General features: G+C 72.9%; 13 protein-coding genes. 12 read left to right on the top strand and 1 reads right to left on the bottom strand.

What is annotated here, in order from left to right; genetic code table 11:
* Positions 1-55 precede the first annotated feature (55 nt).
* Positions 56-3,001, top strand: coding sequence for an excinuclease ABC subunit UvrA (uvrA, locus tag C8K30_RS18600; RefSeq protein WP_108494415.1), 2,946 nt, complete (start codon positions 56-58; stop codon positions 2,999-3,001).
* A 66-nt stretch (positions 3,002-3,067) separates the two neighbouring features.
* On the opposite strand, the gene C8K30_RS18595 is transcribed toward uvrA, so the two are convergent.
* The gene (locus C8K30_RS18595) at positions 3,068-3,754 is read right to left on the bottom strand and encodes a hypothetical protein (RefSeq protein WP_146197523.1); all 687 of its coding nucleotides are present in this window, start codon (positions 3,752-3,754) and stop codon (positions 3,068-3,070) included.
* A 114-nt stretch (positions 3,755-3,868) separates the two neighbouring features.
* On the opposite strand from C8K30_RS18595, the gene C8K30_RS18590 reads away from it, so the two are divergent.
* From C8K30_RS18590 to C8K30_RS18540, 11 genes are all read left to right on the top strand, one after another.
* A complete protein-coding gene (locus C8K30_RS18590; protein WP_108494413.1) occupies positions 3,869-4,354 on the top strand; it encodes an OsmC family protein in 486 nt (161 codons plus the stop codon).
* 140 nt (positions 4,355-4,494) lie between these two features.
* Positions 4,495-6,486, top strand: coding sequence for an excinuclease ABC subunit UvrC (uvrC, locus tag C8K30_RS18585; RefSeq protein WP_108494412.1), 1,992 nt, complete (start codon positions 4,495-4,497; stop codon positions 6,484-6,486).
* 19 nt (positions 6,487-6,505) lie between these two features.
* Positions 6,506-7,444, top strand: coding sequence for an RNase adapter RapZ (gene rapZ, locus C8K30_RS18580; RefSeq protein WP_108494411.1), 939 nt, complete (start codon positions 6,506-6,508; stop codon positions 7,442-7,444).
* 17 nt (positions 7,445-7,461) lie between these two features.
* Complete coding sequence (gene yvcK, locus C8K30_RS18575; protein ID WP_108494410.1) at positions 7,462-8,451, top strand: uridine diphosphate-N-acetylglucosamine-binding protein YvcK; 990 nt, start codon at positions 7,462-7,464, stop codon at positions 8,449-8,451.
* 494 nt (positions 8,452-8,945) lie between these two features.
* Positions 8,946-10,619, top strand: a complete 1,674-nt coding sequence (locus C8K30_RS18570; RefSeq protein ID WP_108494409.1) for an ABC transporter substrate-binding protein — start codon at positions 8,946-8,948, stop codon at positions 10,617-10,619.
* Complete coding sequence (locus C8K30_RS18565) at positions 10,619-11,590, top strand: ABC transporter permease (RefSeq protein WP_108494408.1); 972 nt, start codon at positions 10,619-10,621, stop codon at positions 11,588-11,590. Before C8K30_RS18570 ends, C8K30_RS18565 begins: the two co-directional genes overlap by 1 nt.
* Complete coding sequence (locus C8K30_RS18560; RefSeq protein ID WP_108494407.1) at positions 11,587-12,447, top strand: ABC transporter permease; 861 nt, start codon at positions 11,587-11,589, stop codon at positions 12,445-12,447. The genes C8K30_RS18565 and C8K30_RS18560 overlap by 4 nt, the downstream gene beginning before the upstream one ends.
* Positions 12,444-14,339, top strand: coding sequence for an ABC transporter ATP-binding protein (locus tag C8K30_RS18555; RefSeq protein ID WP_108494406.1), 1,896 nt, complete (start codon positions 12,444-12,446; stop codon positions 14,337-14,339). The genes C8K30_RS18560 and C8K30_RS18555 overlap by 4 nt, the downstream gene beginning before the upstream one ends.
* Positions 14,336-15,388: a DUF1684 domain-containing protein gene (locus C8K30_RS18550; protein WP_108494405.1), complete on the top strand. Its 1,053-nt coding sequence runs from the start codon at positions 14,336-14,338 to the stop codon at positions 15,386-15,388. Before C8K30_RS18555 ends, C8K30_RS18550 begins: the two co-directional genes overlap by 4 nt.
* On the top strand, positions 15,385-15,993 hold the full coding sequence (locus C8K30_RS18545; protein WP_108494404.1) for a GNAT family N-acetyltransferase: 609 nt from the start codon (positions 15,385-15,387) through the stop codon (positions 15,991-15,993). The genes C8K30_RS18550 and C8K30_RS18545 overlap by 4 nt, the downstream gene beginning before the upstream one ends.
* On the top strand, positions 15,990-17,390 hold the full coding sequence (locus C8K30_RS18540; RefSeq protein WP_233257277.1) for an LLM class flavin-dependent oxidoreductase: 1,401 nt from the start codon (positions 15,990-15,992) through the stop codon (positions 17,388-17,390). The genes C8K30_RS18545 and C8K30_RS18540 overlap by 4 nt, the downstream gene beginning before the upstream one ends.
* Positions 17,391-17,416 lie beyond the last annotated feature (26 nt).

The following is a 17,416-nucleotide window of genomic DNA, read 5'->3' as shown; positions in this document are numbered from 1 at the left end:
GATTGATTCATGGAACAGGTGTGCGAATGTCAGCGGGCAGCCCTAGGATGCCTCTGTGAGCAATCGTCTCGTCGTCTCCGGTGCCCGAGAGCACAACCTCAAGAACGTCGATCTGGACCTGCCCAGGGACCGGCTGATCGTGTTCACAGGGCTGTCGGGATCGGGTAAGTCGTCGCTCGCGTTCGACACGATCTTCGCCGAGGGTCAGCGCCGGTACGTCGAGTCCCTGTCCGCGTACGCGCGCCAGTTCCTGGGCCAGATGGACAAGCCCGACGTCGACTTCATCGAGGGCCTGTCGCCCGCGGTGTCGATCGACCAGAAGTCGACCAACCGCAACCCGCGGTCCACTGTCGGCACCATCACCGAGGTGTACGACTACCTGCGCTTGCTCTACGCCCGCGCGGGCACGCAGTACTGCCCGGTGTGCGGCGAGAAGGTGCAGTCGCAGACGCCGCAGCAGATCGTGGACCAGATCCTCGAGCTGCCCGAGAACACGCGGTACCAGGTGCTGGCACCCGTGGTGCGCGGCCGCAAGGGCGAGTACGCGGACCTGTTCAAGGAGCTGCAGGCCAAGGGCTTCTCGCGCGCCCGGGTCGACGGCGAGGTCGTGCAGCTGACCGATCCGCCCACGCTGGAGAAGAAGCTCAAGCACGACATCGAGGTGGTCGTGGACCGGCTCGTGTCGCGCGAGGGCGTGCAGCGCCGCCTCACCGACTCCGTGGAGACCGCGCTCACGCTGGCGAACGGCCTCGTGATGATCGAGCTGGTCGACGCAGACATCGACGACCTGACGCGCACCCGCAAGTTCTCCGAGAAGCGGGCGTGTCCCAACGAGCACACCCTGGCGCTCGACGAGATCGAGCCGCGGACGTTCTCGTTCAACGCCCCGTACGGCGCATGCCCCGAGTGCACCGGCATCGGCTTCCGGCTGGAGGTCGACCCGGACCTCCTCGTGCCGGACGACGAGCAGACGCTGCGCGGGGGCGCCGTCGCCCCGTGGGCGCAGACGTCGTCGGAGTACTTCGAGCGGGTGCTGACCGCGCTCGCCGAGGAGATGAAGTTCTCCATGGACGTTCCGTGGCGGGCCCTGCCCGAGCGGGCCAGGGAGGCGATCCTGCACGGGCGTGACCACAAGGTGCACGTCAAGTACAAGAACCGGTGGGGCCGCGAGCGGCAGTACTCGACCGGGTTCGAGGGCGCGGTGACCTTCCTGGAGCGCCGGCACCGGGAGACCGACTCCGACTGGTCCAAGGAGAAGTACGAGGCCTACATGCGCGAGGTCCCGTGCCCGACGTGCGGGGGCGCGCGGCTCAAGCCGGAGGTCCTGGCGGTCAAGGTGGGCGGCCTGTCCATCGCCGACGTCAGCCGCCTCCCGGTGGGCGAGGCCGCCGAGTTCCTCAAGGGCATCGAGCTCGGTGTGCGCGAGGCGCAGATCGCCACCGAGGTGCTCAAGGAGATCCACGCCCGCCTGGGCTTCCTGCTCGACGTCGGGCTGCACTACCTGACGCTGGAGCGCCCCGCGGGCACGTTGTCCGGCGGCGAGGCCCAGCGCATCCGGCTCGCGACCCAGATCGGCTCGGGCCTGGTCGGCGTCCTGTACGTGCTGGACGAGCCGTCGATCGGTCTGCACCAGCGCGACAACCGCCGCCTCATCGACACGCTCACCCGCCTGCGCGACCTGGGCAACACGCTGATCGTCGTCGAGCACGACGAGGACACGATCCGCGCGGCCGACTGGATCGTCGACATCGGCCCGGGCGCCGGCGAGCACGGCGGCCACGTCATCCACTCGGGCGACTACGCCGGCCTGCTCGAGGCGAAGGACTCGCTGACGGGCGCGTACCTGGCCGGGCGGCGCTCGATCCCGGTCCCGGCCGAGCGCCGGGCGATCGACCTGGACCGGCAGGTCACGGTCGTGGGCGCGCGGGAGAACAACCTGCGGGACGTCGACGTGTCGTTCCCGCTCGGCGTGCTGACCGTGGTGTCCGGCGTCTCCGGCTCGGGCAAGTCCACGCTCGTCAACTCGATCCTGTACACGGTCATGGCGAACCAGCTGAACGGCGCCCGCCGCGTGGCCGGCCGGCACCGGCGCGTGACGGGCCTGGAGCACCTCGACAAGGTGGTGCACGTGGACCAGGGGCCGATCGGCCGCACGCCGCGGTCGAACCCCGCCACCTATACGGGCGTGTGGGACCGGATCCGCAAGATCTTCGCGGAGACCGAGGAGGCCAAGGTCCGTGGTTACGGGCCGGGCCGGTTCTCGTTCAACGTCAAGGGCGGCCGCTGCGAGGCGTGCGCGGGCGACGGCACGATCAAGATCGAGATGAACTTCCTGCCCGACGTCTACGTGCCGTGCGAGGTCTGCCACGGGGCGCGGTACAACCGCGAGACGCTCGAGGTGCACTTCAAGAGCAAGACGGTCGCCGACGTCCTCGACATGCCGATCGAGGAGGCCGCGGAGTTCTTCAAGGCGTTCCCGGCGATCTCGCGGCACCTGTCCACCCTGGTCGACGTCGGCCTGGGGTACGTGCGGCTCGGGCAGCCGGCGCCCACGCTGTCCGGCGGCGAGGCGCAGCGCGTCAAGCTGGCGGCGGAGCTGCAGAAGCGTTCGTCGGGCCGCTCGGCCTACGTGCTGGACGAGCCGACCACGGGCCTGCACTTCGAGGACGTCCGCCGGCTGCTCGGCGTGCTGCAGTCGCTGGCCGACAAGGGCAACACGGTCATCGTGATCGAGCACAACCTCGACGTCATCAAGAACGCCGACTGGGTCATCGACATGGGGCCGGAGGGCGGCAGCGGCGGCGGCAACGTCGTTGCGCAGGGCACGCCCGAGGCCGTGGCGGCGGTCCCGGAGAGCCACACCGGGACGTACCTCGCCGAGATCCTCGACGGGCACGCGCGGGCCGGGGAGGTCCCGGCGCTGCAGCCGACGAACGGCTCGGCGAAGCGCAAGCCCGCGGCCAAGAGGACGAGCAAGGCAAAGGCGGGGGCCACGGCCTGAGGGCGATGCGCCCTGGTGGCGGGGTCGGGCGGGCTGTCCGCCCGACCCCGCACGCCGTTCCGCAGCTCAGACCGGCCGCGATCTGAGCACTCCAGGCACCGGCGAGGCGCCCGAGAACCAGTCACCGAGGACAGGATCGATCGCGCGCAGGAGCCGGACCATGGTGCGGTGATAGGCCTGGACGTCCAGGTCGATGAGCGGCTCGTGGTGAGCTACGCGATTGCGGAACATCAGGTTTGCCACGAGGTCGTCGTGGGTCACCGGTCGCCCGAATCGCGGATGGCGGGGCTCACGCGCATCGCGGCTCTCGGCTGCCCGCTTCGTTGCTCTGGAATGGGTGCTGTGACGTCGACCGTGCCGGACTGTGGTGAGCAGGCCGTAGAGCGGTGCTGCGGGTACTTCGAGCCAGTCATGCGTGTACTCGCGCACACCGTGCTTGGGTGCGGGAGGCTGAGCGGCGTTCCAGGTGCGCAGGCGTACATCCAGTGCATTGCGGAGCGCGACCTCGACGAATCCGAGCACCTCGTGCACGGCGCCGGTGAGACGGCCGTTCCACTGGTAGAGCTCGAACGCGAGATCGGGGTCGCCGTCTGCCTGGTCGAGATAGGGCGCGAACCGTGCGGCGGAGATATGTACCTCGAACGCGTGCGCCGGGCGGAACGCTTGCGACGCCGAATGTGTCACTGGTAATCTCCTCTGCAGAGGCGCGGGCTTGAGACCGCGCAGACGATTGAGCCAACCCCCTGGATCCATGTGATCCAGGGGGCGCTTTCATTTTGAGACCTCTAGCCCGGTTGCGCCACCCGGATCCGACAGAGCGCCAATTACCCCTGGCTGCCCACGACGCCCACCCCTAGGGTGGGCGATATGAGCGGAGCCACGCATGACTACGCCGTGACGGTGCGGTGGACAGGCGCGGGGGAGACGGGTACGTCGTCGTACACCTCGTACTCGCGCGACCACGAGATCGACCTGCCCCACAAGCCGCCCCTGCTGGGGTCGGCCGACCCCGCGTTCCGGGGCGACCCGGCCCGGAACAGCCCCGAGGAGCTGTTCGTCGTGAGCCTGAGCCAGTGCCACATGCTGTGGTTCCTGCACCTGGCGGCGGAGTCGGGCCTGGTCGTGCGGGAGTACACGGACGCGGCGACCGGCACCATGCGGGTCGAGTCGCGCGGCGAGGGCGCGTTCACGGACGTGACGCTGCACCCGCGGGTCGTGGCGGACCCCGGCGAGCTCGCGACGGACGAGCACGTCGCCGCCCTGCACCACAAGGCGCACGCGATGTGCTTCATCTCGAGGTCGGTGAACTTCCCCGTGCAAGTCTCGCCGACGCCGCTCCACGTCCTGGCCTGAGCCGGAGCGGAACCTCAGGCACGGGGCCATGCTCATAGAGCCTGGTCCGGGCAGCGTTCCGGTCACCGCGGACGGCATCGTTCAGCGGTGACCACGGGCACGCCGCCCGCGTTGTCAGTGGCAGCGCATAGGTTTGTGCCATGGCGGATCCAGCTACCTATCGACCCAAGCCGGGAGAGATCCCGACCGCGCCCGGTGTCTACCGGTTCCGCGACGAGCACGGCCGGGTCATCTACGTCGGCAAGGCGAAGAACCTGCGCCAGCGCCTGGCGAACTACTTCCAGGACGTGGCGCACCTGCACGAGCGCACGCAGCGGATGGTGACCACCGCCGCGTCGGTCGAGTGGACCGTGGTGGGCACCGAGGTCGAGGCGCTCGCCCTCGAGTTCACCTGGATCCAGCAGTACGACCCGCGGTTCAACGTGAAGTACCGGGACGACAAGTCGTACCCGTACCTCGCGGTGACCCTCGGCGAGGAGGTGCCGCGCGCCCAGGTGATGCGCGGGGCCAAGCGCAAGGGCACCCGGTACTTCGGGCCGTACGGGCACGCCTGGGCCATCCGGGAGACCCTCGACCTGCTGCTGCGGGTGTTCCCCATCCGCACCTGCTCCGCGGGGGTCTACAAGCGGGCGGGCCAGTCGGGACGTCCGTGCCTGCTCGGGTACATCGACAAGTGCTCGGCGCCGTGCGTGGGCCGCATCAGCGTGGACGACCACCGCGCGCTCGTCCTGGACTTCTGCGACTTCATGGCGGGCGACACCGCCAAGTTCGAGCGCCGGCTCACCAAGCGCATGCAGGAGGCCGCCGCCGAGATGGAGTACGAGCAGGCGGCCCGCCTGCGCGACGACATCGAGGCGCTCCGCCGCGCCACGGAGAAGAACGCGGTGGTGCTCGGCGACGCCACGGACGCCGACGTGTTCGCCCTGGTGGGCGACGAGCTGGAGGCCGCCGTCCAGGTCTTCCACGTGCGCGGCGGCCGCATCCGCGGCCAGCGCGGCTGGGTGGTCGAGAAGGTCGAGGACATCTCCGACGGCGAGCTCGTCGAGCACCTGCTGCAGCAGGTGTACGGGTCCGACCAGGACCTGAGCGGTCCCGAGGCCCGCGACGCCGTGCCCCGCGAGGTCCTTGTCCCCGTGCTGCCGCCCGACCTGGAGCAGGTGGGCACGTGGCTCACCGGCCTGCGCGGCGCCCGCGTGGACGTGCGTGTGCCGCAGCGCGGCGACAAGAAGGAGCTCGCCGAGACGGTCCGCAAGAACGCCGAGCACGCGCTCATGCTGCACCGCACCCGCCGCGCGGGCGACCTCACGACCCGCAGCCAGGCGCTGCGCGAGATCCAGGAGGCGCTCGACCTGGAGTCGGCGCCCCTGCGTATCGAGTGCTACGACATCTCGCACACGCAGGGCACGTACCAGTCCGCGTCCATGGTGGTCTTCGAGGACGGCCTGGCCCGCAAGAGCGAGTACCGCTCGTTCAGCATCCGCGGGTCGGACGGCGACGGCGCCCGCGACGACACGCAGGCCATGCACGAGGTCATCACGCGCCGCTTCAAGCGGTACCTGACCGACCGGCTCAAGGCCAACGACGTCGAGATCTCGACGGGAGAGGACCGCGCGGACGAGGATCCCGCCGGCGCCCTGCCCGGAGCGCTGCCCGGCGGCGAGGTCGCCGCCGACGCTCCGGAGGAGAAGGCGCGGTTCGCCTACCCGCCGAGCCTCGTGGTGGTCGACGGCGGGCCGCCCCAGGTCGCCGCGGCGAAGAAGGCGATGGACGAGCTCGGCATCACCGACGTCGCGCTGTGCGGCCTGGCCAAGCGCCTGGAGGAGGTGTGGCTGCCCGGGGAGGACTACCCGGTCATCCTGCAGCGCTCCAGCGAGGGCCTGTACCTGCTCCAGCGCGTCCGCGACGAGGCCCACCGGTTCGCGATCACGCAGCACCGGCGCCGGCGCAGCAAGGGCATGACCGCCTCAGTGCTCGACGACGTCCCCGGGCTCGGCCCGGCGCGCAAGAAGGTGCTGCTGACCCACTTCGGCTCGCTCAAGCGGCTCAAGGCCGCCAGCGTCGAGGAGATCGCCAGCGTGCGCGGCATGGGGGACAAGACGGCGGAGGCGGTAGTGGCCGCCCTGAAGGCCTGACGCTGGCATGCTTGGAGCCATGAGCAACACCGAGCCGTCGCCCACCACGGCCCCCGAGGGAATCGCCGCGATAGAGGCCGCCACGCACACCCCCGAGCCGAGCGAGCCGCAGGTCCTGGTGATCACCGGGATGTCGGGCGCCGGCCGGTCCCGGGCCGCCGCCGTGCTGGAGGACCTCGACTGGTACGTGGTCGACAACCTGCCGCCCATGATGCTGATCCCCCTGGTCGACCTCATGGCCAAGGGCTCAAGCATCGAGCGTGTGGCCGTCGTCGTGGACGTGCGCGGCCGGCAGTTCTTCTCGGAGCTGGACAAGGTGCTCGTGCACATGACGGAGGCCAAGGTGGCCTACCGGATCCTGTTCCTGGACGCGAGCGACGAGGTGCTCGTGCGCCGCTTCGAGCAGGTGCGCCGGCCGCACCCGCTGCAGGGCGACGGCCGCATCCTCGACGGCATCGCGGAGGAGCGGGCAGTGGTCGCGACCCTGGCCGAGCGCGCCGACCTGCGGATCGACACCTCCGACCTGTCCGTGCACGACCTCGCCCGCGAGATCCGCGCGTGGCTCGCGCACGACGCGACCGAGGTGCTGCGGATCAACGTCATCTCGTTCGGGTTCAAGTACGGCATCCCCCTGGACGCGGACCACGTCGTGGACGTACGGTTCCTCGCCAACCCGTACTGGATCACCGAGCTGCGGCACCTGACGGGACGCGACGAGCCCGTGCGCGACTACGTGCTCGCCCGCCCGGGCGCCGTCGAGTTCGCGGACCGCTACGTCGACGCCCTGGCCCCCGTGCTCGCCGGCTATCTCAACGAGGAGAAGCGCTACGTGACCATCGCAGTGGGATGCACGGGAGGAAAGCACCGGTCCGTCGCCATGTCGGACGCCATCGCCGAACGCCTGCGCGCCCGAGGACAGCTCGTCACCGTCTCGGCACGCGATCTGGGTCGCGAGTGATCCCGCACGCCCCAGGGGTGCCCGACGTCCCCGCTCCGGAGTGGAGCAAGAACCCGTCGGTCGTCGCTCTCGGCGGCGGCCACGGCCTGTCCGCCAGCCTGTCCGCGCTGCGGCTCATGTCGGACCGCCTCACGGCAGTCGTGACGGTGGCCGACGACGGCGGCTCCTCCGGCCGGCTGCGCGAGGAGCTCGACGTGCTGCCGCCGGGCGACCTGCGGATGGCGCTCGCGGCCCTGTGCGACGACTCCGAGTGGGGCCGCACGTGGAGCGCGATGCTGCAGCACCGCTTCTCGTCGTCGGGCGACCTGGACAACCACGCCATGGGCAACCTGCTGATCGTGGCGCTGTGGGAGCTGCTCGGCGACGAGGTGGAGGGCCTGGACTGGGTGGGCCGCCTGCTCGGCGCCCGGGGCCGGGTGCTGCCGATGGCCTCGGTGCCGCTGGTGGTCGAGGCCGACGTGCGGCACCCCGCCACCCCGGAGGAGCCCGAGCCCGCCCTGGAGACCGTGGTCGGGCAGAGCAAGGTCGCCGTGACCGACGGCCGGATCGAACAGCTGCGCCTGCTCCCGGCCGACCCGCCCGCCTCCCCGGAGGCGGTGCAGGCGGTGCTCGACGCCGACTGGGTGGTCCTGGGGCCGGGGTCCTGGTACTCGTCGGTGCTGGTCCACCTGCTGGTGCCGGAGCTCGCGGACGCCCTGCACGTCACCAAGGCGCGCCGCTGCGTGACGCTCAACCTGACCGCGGAGAACGGCGAGACGGAGGGCCTGACCGCCGTCGACCACCTTGAGGCCCTGCACAAACATGCGCCCGGACTGCGGGTCGACGCCGTGCTCGCCGACCCGTCCGCCGTCGAGGACGTCACTGCCCTGGAGGCCGCCGCCGCGTCGATGGGCGCGCGCGTGATCATGCGGCAGGTCCGCCGTGGTGACGACACCGCCAAGCACGACGGGCTGCGCCTGGCCGCGGCCTACCGGGACGTGTTCGAGGGTGTCTACGGCGACGTCTGAGCTGCCGCTCGTAGCCATGTCACCGGGCGTTCCGTCCGCAATGCGAGACCTTCCCGACGTCCGTTGACATGCCCTGCGGGCGGACGTACCTTCCCGCATATCGAATCCCTATCAAAGTGATAGGAAATTCGAATCGGAGGGAGACCGACATGGCACGAGCGACGAACGGCACGGTGCGGATCGCGCACGCCGGCTCCATGTGTTGTGTCCGCGAGTGTTGTCCCGCCTGTCGCTGACCGCACCCAGGTAAGACCTAGCAGCGCCCCCCGCTGAACGGTCCTCGAGGCCGGTCCGCGTCGTACCCGCCCGGGTCCGACGTCCCGCGCTCTGTCACCTCGCGTCTCCTGACCGACCTGCCGCACCCACCCGCCGCCCCGCGCTGCGCCGCACTCGCCCGCCGCACTCATCCCCGCCCCCACGTCACATCCGGTGACGGACCTGCGCGTACCCGCGCGCGGGTCTGCTTTGCCGTGCCCCGAAAGGACGCCCCTCCCATGGTCCGGACCCACCCGCGCCGCACGATCCCGAACCACAGCGCGCCGAATCGCGCGACGCCGAACCGCACCGCGCCCGCCGCCCTCGCCGTGGCCCTGGCCACCGCCCTCGCGTTGACCGGCTGCGCCGGACCCGACACCGCCTCGGGCGCCGCGCCCGCCGACCCGACGCCGGGCGGCACGCTCCGGTTCGCGCTCGGGGCCGCGCCGCAGGGCGTTGACCCGCAGCAGGTCGGCAGCAACGTCAGCATCTACGTCGCGCGGCAGCTCGCGGACTCGCTCACCGACCAGGACCCCGAGACCGGCGAGATCGGGCCGTGGCTCGCCGAGAGCTGGGACGTCAGCGACGACCTGACCGAGTTCACGTTCCACCTGCGCGACGGCGTGACTTTCTCGGACGGCAGCCCGCTCACCGCCGACGACGTGCGGGCCAGCTTCGACGCGATCGCGGGCGACCTCGGGGCGACCGCGCCGCTCGCGGCGAGCTACCTCGCGGGCTACGAGAAGACCGAGGTGCCCGACGACGGCACGGCGACCGTCGTCTTCGACGCGCCGAACGCGCAGTTCCTGCAGGCCACCTCGACGGTGTCGCTGGCGATCCTGTCGGAGGAGACCGCCGAGGCGGACCCGGCCGAGCGCCTGCAGGGCGACGTCGTCGGCTCGGGGCCGTTCGTGCTCGACAGCTACACGCAGGACCAGGGCGCCGTGCTCACCCGGCGCGACGGCTACAACTGGGCACCCGCCTCGTCGCAGCACGAGGGCGACGCGTACCTGGAGCGCATCGAGTTCTCGGTGGTCCCGGAGTCCGGGGTGCGTGCCGGCGGTCTCGCTTCCGACCAGTTCGACGCCGTCGGCGACGTGCTGCCGCAGGACGTGCCGCAGGTCGAGGGCTCGGGCGGCGGGGTGCTGACCCGCGCCAACCCCGGGGTGCCGTTCGTGCTGCAGCCCAACCTGACCCGGCCGCCCCTGGACGACCCGGAGGTGCGCCGCGCGCTCCTGGTCGCGATCGACCGCCAGGAGCTGGTCGACACCGTGCTGTCCGACGCGTTCAAGCCGGCCACCGGCGTGCTCGCCTCGACCACGCCGGGCTACACCGACCTGTCGGACGAGCTCGCGTTCGACCCCGACGAGGCCGCCAAGATCCTCGACGAGGCGGGGTGGACGGAAGGCCCGGACGGCATCCGCGTCAAGGACGGCGAGCCGCTCGAGATCGAGGTGACCTACACCCCGGTGTTCACCGGCAGCACCCCGGTACTGGAGCTGGCCGCCCAGCAGCTGCGCGCGGTCGGGGTGGACCTGAAGCTCCGCCAGCTCACAGCGGCCGAGCAGACCACCGCCCAGGACTCCGGCGACTACGACTTCTTCTACTACAACGTCACGCGGGCCGACGCCGACATCCTGCGCACCCAGTTCTCCACGGCCCAGCGCAACCTCAGCCTGCGCGAGCCCGACGACGTCGTCGACCCCCTGCTCGACGAGCAGCTCGGCGAGGCGGACCCGGCCGCCCGCGACGCGCTCGTCGCGGACGCCCAGCGGGCGATCCTCGACGAGGGTCTCGCGATCCCGCTGTTCGAGCTGGCGCAGTCGATAGGGGTGCGCGGCGACGTGCACGGCGTCACCTTCGACGCCTCCTCCCGCCTGCTGTTCCACGACGCATGGATCGAGCAGGAGTGATGCTCGCCTACGTCCTGCGCCGGCTCGCCGGCGCCGCCGCGGTCCTCTGGGCGGCGTTCACCGTCTCGTACCTGATCCTGTACCTGCTGCCCAGCGACCCCGTGGCGATCATGCTCGACCAGGGCGCCGGGGGCGAGCGCGTGGACCCGGCGCGGGTCGCCGAGCTGCGCGAGCGCTACGGGTTCGACCAGGGCCCGGTCCAGCAGTACTTGACGCTGCTCGGCCGCACCCTCACGGGCGATCTCGGCACCTCCATCAGCAGCGGCGCCCCCGTGGCGGGTCTCATCGCGGACGCGTTCCCCGAGACGGCGAAGCTCGCCGGGCTCGCGCTCGTGCTCGCCCTGGTCGCGGGCGTCGGGATCGCCACCCTCGCCTCCTGGACCAGGGCCGCCTGGCTGCGCGACCTGCTGCTCTCGCTGCCGCCGCTCGGCGTCGCGGTGCCCGGGTTCTGGGTCGGCCTCGTGCTGCTGCACCTGTTCTCGTTCACCTGGTTCGTCTTCCCGGCGGTCGGCAACGAGGGATTCGCCTCCCTGGTGCTGCCCGCGGTCACGCTCGCCGTGGGGCTGGCCGCCGTCGTCGCGCAGGTGCTGTCCCAGGGGCTGCGTGAGGCCTGGCGGGCGCCCTACGTCGAGACAGCGTTCGCCAAGGGCTCCTCGCGGGCCCGCGTGCTCGGCGCCCACGTGGCGCGCAACGGGTCCCTCCCGACCGTCACCGTCCTCGGCGTCCTGGTCGGCAACCTGCTCGGCGGCACCGTGGTGGTCGAGACGGTGTTCTCCCGGCAGGGCTTCGGCCGGCTCGTCGAGAACGCCGTGACCACGCAGGACATCCCCGTGGTCCAGGGGCTGGTGGTCGTCGCCGCCGCGGTCTTCGTCGTCACCAGCCTGCTGGTCGACCTCGCCCACCCCCTGCTCGACCCCCGGGTGCTGAGCGGCGGCCGCGGCCGCGCCGGCAGCGGGGGAGGCGCGCGATGAGCCGCACGCCGACCCGCGCCGCGCCCCACACCCTGCCCCGCGGCCTCGCCCTGGCCCGCACCCGGCCCGCCGCGCTGGTCGCGCTCGCCGTGGTGCTCCTGATCCTGGCCTGGGCGCTGTTCCCCGGCCTGTTCACCGGCCAGGACCCGATCACCGGCGTCCCCGCCGACAAGCTCCTCCCGCCCGACGGCGCCCACTGGTTCGGCACCGACCACCTCGGCCGCGACCTGTTCGCGCGCACCGTGCACGGCACCAGCCTCTCGGTGCGGGCCGCGCTGCTCGCCATCGGCGTCGCCCTGGTCGCGGGATCCGGGGTCGGGCTGGTCGCGGGCTTCCTCGGCGGCCCGGTCGACGACGCGCTCATGCGCGCCACCGACGTACTGCTCGCCATCCCCGGCCTGCTGCTGTCGCTCGCCGTGGTCACCGCGCTCGGCTTCGGGACCGTGAAGGTGGCGATCGCCGTCGGCGTGGCCTCCGTCGCCACGTTCGCCCGCGTCATGCGCAGCCAGGTGCTGCGGGTGCGGCACGCCACCTACGTGGAGGCCGCGCGGCTGGCCGGCTCCGGCCGCACCGCCGTCCTGCTGCGGCACGTGCTCCCGAACGCGGCCGGCCCCGTGCTGGCGCTCGCGGCCGTCGAGCTCGGCGCGGTGATCCTCGCGGTCTCCGCCCTGAGCTTCCTCGGGTACGGCGCCACGCCGCCCACTCCCGAGTGGGGCTCGCTGGTCGCCGAGGGCCGCGACTACCTGGCCGTCGCCTGGTGGTACTCGACGCTGCCGGGCCTGGTCATCGCGCTGTTCGTGCTCGCCGTCGGCGTGCTCGGGCGGGCGCTCACCCGCGAGGGAAGGACCGACCGATGACACTGACGACGAGGGCCTCCGTGCCGGGCACCACCGCGCCGGCCCAGGCGGAAACACCCGCGCCGGACGACCCCGCGCCGTCGGGCAGCCTGCTGCGGGTGCGCGGTCTGCGGATCGCCTATGGCGACCACGAGGTGGTGCACGGCGTGGACCTGGACGTGCGGCCGGGCGAGGTGGTCGCCCTGGTCGGCGAGTCCGGGAGCGGCAAGTCCACCACTGCCCACGCCCTCATCGGCCTGCTGCCCGACGGCGGCCGCGTCACCTCGGGGGAGGTGACCCTCGGCGCCGGGCCGCGCACCGTGCCGCTCACCGGGCTCCTGCCGGACGCCTGGCGGCGCGTGCGCGGCGTGCGCGTGGGGCTCGTGCCGCAGGACCCGGGCACCGCGCTCGACCCGGTGGTACGGGTGGGGGAGCAGGTCGCGGAGGCGCTCGTGGTGCACGGGACGCCGCGCCGGGCCGCGCGCGAGCGGGCAATCGAGATCCTGGACGAGGTGGGGCTCGACCGGCCCCGGGAGCGGGCGCGGCAGTACCCGCACCAGCTCTCGGGCGGCATGCGCCAGCGCGTGCTCGTGGGGATCGCCATGGCGTGCGAGCCGGAGCTCGTGATCGCGGACGAGCCGACGTCGGCCCTCGACGTGACCGTGCAGCGGCGCGTGCTCGACCTGCTCGCTGACCTCACGGGCCGCGCGGGGACGGCGGTGCTGCTCATCACGCACGACCTCGCGATCGCTGCCGACCGGGCCGATCGCGTAGTGGTGCTCAAGGACGGCGTGGTGGTCGAGGAGGGCCCGGCCGCTCGGGTGCTGGGCGCGCCCGAGCACCCGTACACGCGGGAGCTCGTGGCGGCAGTGCCTGGCAGAAATACTGTGCCAAGCGCAGCCTTCACAGCACCCGGTCAGGCGAGCGCGACAAACCGAGCAGGGAGCGGAACGTCGGTCTCGGCCCCAGGTGCGACGTCAGGCCTGGGTGCGAAGTTGGTCACGAACGCGACGTCGGTCACGAGCGCGACTTCCGTGACGGGCGCAACGTGGGCCACGAGCGCAACGTCGGCAACGAGCGCAACGTCGGTCACGAGCCCGACCACCGGTGAGGGATCGGCACCGGAGCCCGTGCTCCTGGCCGCGCACGCCCTGGTCAAGGAGTTTCGCCTGGGCCGCCGCGAACGGCTGCGCGCCGTCGACGACGTGTCCTTCGCCGTGCCGCGCGGCTCCGCGTTCGCGCTGGTGGGGGAGTCCGGCTCGGGCAAGTCGACCACCGCGCGACTCGTCCTGGGCCTGGAGCGGCCCGACGCCGGCGTCGTCGAGCTGGACGGCGCCCCCGTCGGCGGCGACCGGGCCACCCGCCGTCGGACCCAGCTGGTGCACCAGGACCCGTACTCGTCGCTGGACCCCCGGTTCACGGTGGCCGGTGTCGTGGAGGAGCCGCTGCGCGCGCACCGCGTCGGGAACCGCGCGGAGCGCCGCGACCGGGTGGCGCAGCTCCTGGAGCAGGTGCACCTCTCGCCGGACCTGGCCCGACGCCGGCCCGCCGAGCTGTCGGGCGGGCAGCGCCAGCGGGTGGCGATCGCGCGGGCGCTCGCGCTCGACCCGGAGCTGCTCGTGCTGGACGAGCCGACCTCCGCGCTCGACGTCTCCGTGCAGGCCCGCGTGCTCGACCTGCTCGCCCGGCTGCGCGCGGAGCACGGCCTCACCTACCTGTTCATCTCGCACGACCTGGCAGTGGTGCGGCAGGTCGCCGACCACGTCGGGGTGATGAGCAACGGGCGGCTCGTGGAGACCGGACCCGTCGGGCGCGTCTTCGACCACCCCGCCCACCCGTACACCGCCGAGCTGATCGCGGCGATCCCCGGTGCCCGCACTGCTGCGCACCCCGACCGGAAGGACCTGACATGACCGAGGTACTGAGCAAGACGACGGCCCCGGCGGCCCCAGCGGCGGACCCGGCGACCGACACGGCGGCGGACCCGGCGACCGACACGGCGGCGACGGACGCAGCGACCGAGGCGGCGACCAACGCAGCATCTGACGCACAGGTCCAGAGCGCGCCCGACGCCGCCGCCCGCGAGCACGCCGCCTGGCACGCCGCCCGCGAGCGCGAGCTGCGCTCGCCGCACGGGTGGCTGAGCCCTACCGCCCTCCTCTGGCCGACGGCGAAGCCCGGGCGCCTGCCCGGCCTGCCCGGCGAGTGGTGGGTCGCCGACCGGAAGCTGTTCACCCGGCCAGTGCCAGGGGACACGGTGGTGCTGACGGGCGAGCACGTCGAGCCGGAGGGCCCGACGGCGGTCGGTGTCGCCGAGGGGCGCAGCCGCATCATCGGCACGTTCCTGCCGGAGGGCCGGGACGACGCCGACGACGAGCACGAGGTAGCGGTAGAGGTGGTGCTGCGGACCGGCCGGTACGGCATCCGCCCGCGCGACCCGCAGGCCGCGACGCGCACGGGGTTCGACGGCGTCCCCGCGTTCGGCTACGACCCGGACTGGGTGCTGGACGTCCCCGTGCGCTGGTACGACGAGCCGGAGCCCATCACGGTCGGCGCCGCCCAGCCGCGCCTGGTGCACCACGTCGAGGTGTTCGGCGAGGTCGACATCGCCCGCGACGGGACGGTCACCACCCTGGCCCTGACCGGCAGCCTCACGGAGCCGGCCCTCCTGTTCACCGACGAGGCCGACGGCGTAGCACCCTGGCGGATCCTCCGGATCACGGCGCCGGACGTGGCCCAGGACTCAGCCCTGAACTCAGCCCTGAACTCAGCCCTGGACCCGGACCAGGACCAGGACCAGGACCTGGACCCAGCCCCCGCGACCTCCGACACCCTGCGCCTGGACCTCAACCGGGCGGTGAACCTGCCGTACGCGTTCACGGACTTCGGCACGTGCCCGGCCCCGGCGTCGGGCAACCACCTGCCGTTCGCCGTGACCGCGGGCGAGAAGGCACCCCGATGACCGCCACCACGGGGACGTCCACGGAGACCTCCCCGGCCCTGGAGGTCCGGGAGGTGCACCTGTCCGACCCGCTGGTCGAGCCGCTCCTGGCCGGGCTCTCGGTCGAGTACCGCTCCCGGTACCACGACCTCCTGACCGAGGAGCAGCACCGGGCCGAGATGGCCCACTACGCCGCCGAGGAGTTTGCTCCGCCCGTCGGCTCCCTGGTCCTGCTCCTGGAGGACGGCGAGCCGGTGGCGGGCGGCGCGTTCCGCCGTCGGCTCGAGCCGGAGCTCGGGGAGGCCGCGCGCCTGGCCCGGGCCGACGTCCGCGACGTGGACGGCGTCCCCGTGATCCCGACGGCGGAGCTCAAGCGCATCTGGACGCACGCGGCCCACCGGCGTCGCGGCCTGGCGCGGCGCGTGCTGGCCGAGCTCGAGGCGCGGGCCCGCGACCTGGGCTACCCGCGGCTCTACCTGACCACGGGCCCGCGGCAGCCGGAGGCGGCGGCGCTCTACCGGAGCACGGGCTACACGCCGCTCTCCGCTGCGGCGGCCGGCGATAGCGACCCGGCGGGCGAGCAGCCGTTCAGCCCGCTCCCCTTCGAGAAGTGGCTGGCCCCATGAGCGCGGACCTGGCCGAGGGCGAGTCGCGCCTCCTGTACCCGCCGCCCGGCCTGCCGCCGGGCGGGGGCGGCGGATCGGGGTCCGCCGGACCGGCCGACGAGGACCTGCGCGTCGTCGCGGCCCGGCCTGCCCAAGACCGAGGAGTGAGGAGCACCATGACCGACCGAACGAACACCCGAAGAGTCCCCCTGTCCGTCCTCGACCTCGCCCTGGTCGCCGACGGCGCCACCGGCGTCCAGGCGATCCAGCGCGCCGTGTCGCTCGCCATCGATCTCGACGCCCTCGGGTACCGGCGCGTCTGGTACGCCGAGCACCACCTGGCGCCCGGCGTCGCCTCGGCGTCGCCGGCGGTCCTGGCGGCCGCCGTCGCCGCCCGCACCTCGCGGATCCGCGTCGGCTCGGGGGCGGTGCTGCTGTCCACGACGTCGCCCCTGATCGCCGCCGAGCAGTTCGGCACCATCGCGGCCCTGCACCCCGGCCGGGTCGACCTGGGGCTCGGGCGCGCGTTCGCCCCGCCGCCGTCGTCGTCGGACAAGCCGGCCGACGGCGCCCGGCCGGCCCAGCCGGCCCAACCGCCGCGCCCGCCCGCGCCCGCCGTCCCGCGGCTCGTCGACGGGCTGTACGTGCCGCCCGCGCCGCCGAACGGGCTCAACGACCCGGCGCTGCGCGAGCGGATCCTGGCCCAGCAGGAGGTGATCGGCGCGCACCGGAAGCCGGCCGGCTTCCGCGAGGAGGTGGGTCTCGTGCTCGCGCTGCAGCAGGGCACCTACCGGGACCGGACCGGCGCCGCCTATGCGAGCCCGCCCGTCGAGGGGGCGGCGTTCGACCTGTGGCTGCTCGCGTCCAGCGGGGGCGAGAGCGCCACGGTGGCGGGCGAGCTCGGGCTGCCGCTCGCGGCCAACTTCCACGTCAGTCCCGCCACCGTGCTGGACACCGTCGCCGCCTACCGGGCAGCGTTCCGGCCGGGCGTGCTCGCCGAGCCCTACGTCGTGGTGTCGGCCGACGTGCTCGTCGCACAGACCCTCGAACGCGCCCGCGTGCTCGCCGAGCCGTTCGCCGACTGGGTGCTGTCCATCCGCCGCGGCGAGCGCGGCGCCATCGCCTACCCGTCGCCGTCGGCCGCCACCGCCTGGACCGACCGGCCCGACGCCGAGCGCGCGCTGGTGGCCGACCGCGTCGACACCCGGATCGTCGGCGACCCGGCCACCGTCGTCGAGCGGCTGGAGACGCTCGTGCGTGTCACAGGCGCCGACGAGCTGCTCGTCACCACCGCCACCCACGACCCCGCGGAGACGCGCCGCTCGTTCGAGCTGCTCGCCCAGGCCTGGGGCACAGACGGGGCCGCAGCCGACCGGGACGCCACCAACAGCCCGAGGACGACGGCGGGCGTGGCCTGACCCGGCTCCGCCCCCGCTGTCGTCGT

Origin of the sequence: Promicromonospora sp. AC04 (assembly GCF_003058225.1) — a bacterium.
Lineage (GTDB): Bacteria > Actinomycetota > Actinomycetes > Actinomycetales > Cellulomonadaceae > Promicromonospora.
This window is presented reverse-complemented; position numbering and strand designations above follow the sequence as displayed.